The sequence below is a fragment of the Chitinispirillales bacterium ANBcel5 genome (genome assembly GCA_029688955.1).
GTDB lineage: Bacteria > Fibrobacterota > Chitinivibrionia > Chitinivibrionales > Chitinispirillaceae > Cellulosispirillum > Cellulosispirillum alkaliphilum.
This window is the reverse complement of sequence record JARUKZ010000096.1, coordinates 1-1771: the sequence shown is the minus strand read 5'-3', so window position 1 is coordinate 1771 and position 1771 is coordinate 1. Positions and strand designations below refer to the sequence as shown.

Below are 1771 nucleotides of genomic sequence, written 5' to 3'. Positions count from 1 at the left end.
GCTCTTTGAAAACTTCGATGTGTGATAACGGGTTCTCTGAACATTTTAGTACTTTGAGTACTTTTTTTGATTTATGCTAAGCGAAAATAAAAGCTAAGAATAAACTCTTTACGGAGAGTTTGATCCTGGCTCAGAACGAACGCTGGCGGCGTGCTTAATACATGCAAGTCGTGCGTGATCCACGGATTCGTCTGTGGTGAAAGCGGCGAACGGGTGAGTAACACGTAAGTAATCTGCCCTTAAAACCGGGATAACCTTGCCAACGCGGGGCTAATACCGGATGTGGTCACGAATCTGCATGGGTTTGTGATTAAAGGTGACCTCTATTTATAAGTTACCGATTAAGGATGAGCTTGCGTCCCATTAGCTTGTTGGTGGGGTAATGGCCTACCAAGGCTGCGATGGGTAGCCGGCCTGAGAGGGTGAACGGCCACATTGGGACTGAGATACGGCCCAGACTCCTACGGGAGGCAGCAGTAGGGAATTTTGCGCAATGGACGAAAGTCTGACGCAGCAACGCCGCGTGAGTGATGAATGCCTTCGGGTTGTAAAGCTCTGTTGAATGGGAAGAAAATCCTAAAGGATAATACCCTTTAGGTCTGACGGTACCATTCGAGGAAGCTCCGGCTAACTACGTGCCAGCAGCCGCGGTAATACGTAGGGAGCGAGCGTTGTTCGGAATTACTGGGCGTAAAGAGAGCGTAGGCGGATCTGTAAGTTAGAAGTTTAAACCATAGGCTCAACCTGTGGCTTGCTTTTAATACTGCAGGTCTTGAGTATGGGAGAGGATGATGGAATTCCAGGTGTAGCGGTGGAATGCGTAGATATCTGGAAGAACACCAGTAGCGAAGGCGGTCATCTGGCCCAATACTGACGCTGATGCTCGAAAGCTAGGGGAGCAAACAGGATTAGATACCCTGGTAGTCCTAGCTGTAAACGATGGACACTAGTTGCCGGAGGAGTCAATCTTTTCGGTGACGAAGCTAACGCATTAAGTGTCCCGCCTGGGGAGTACGCCCGCAAGGGTGAAACTCAAAGGAATTGACGGGGGCCCGCACAAGCGGTGGAGCATGTGCTTTAATTCGATGCAACGCGAAGAACCTTACCTGGACTTGACATGGGAGTGAAAGTTTTTAGAGATAGAAGCCTTTCCGCAAGGAACACTCTGCACAGGTGCTGCATGGTTGTCGTCAGCTCGTGTCGTGAGATGTTGGGTTAAGTCCCGCAACGAGCGCAACCCTCGCCCTTAGTTGCCATCAGGTAATGCTGGGAACTCTAGGGGGACTGCCCAGTTTAACTGGGAGGAAGGTGGGGATGACGTCAAATCCTCATGGCCCTTACGTCCAGGGCTAGACACGTGCTACAATGGCCGGTACAACGGGATGCCAGACGGCGACGTTGAGCCAATCCCTTAAAACCGGTCTCAGTTCGGATTGAAGTCTGCAATTCGACTTCATGAAGCTGGAATCGCTAGTAATCGCGGATCAGCATGCCGCGGTGAATACGTTCCCGGGCCTTGTACACACCGCCCGTCAAGCCATGAAAGATGGCAGTACCCGAAGTCGCTTCTCTAACCCGCAAGGGAAGAGTGCGCCGAAGGTAAGGCCGTTAATTGGGGCTAAGTCGTAACAAGGTAGCTGTATCGGAAGGTGCGGCTGGATCACCTCCTTTCTATGGAGATTCGTGCACGAAAGTGTGCGTATCAGTTGATTGACCGGAGTTACTCGTTATCACACATCAAAGTTTTTTTTAGAGCTGTAAAGGCGCTTTT

1 rRNA gene is annotated in these 1771 nt (G+C 50.6%); it reads left to right on the top strand.

Annotated elements, in window-relative coordinates:
- The first annotated feature begins 107 nt into the window (after window positions 1–107).
- Window positions 108–1671: ribosomal RNA gene (locus QA601_18840) — 16S ribosomal RNA — on the top strand.
- Window positions 1672–1771 lie beyond the last annotated feature (100 nt).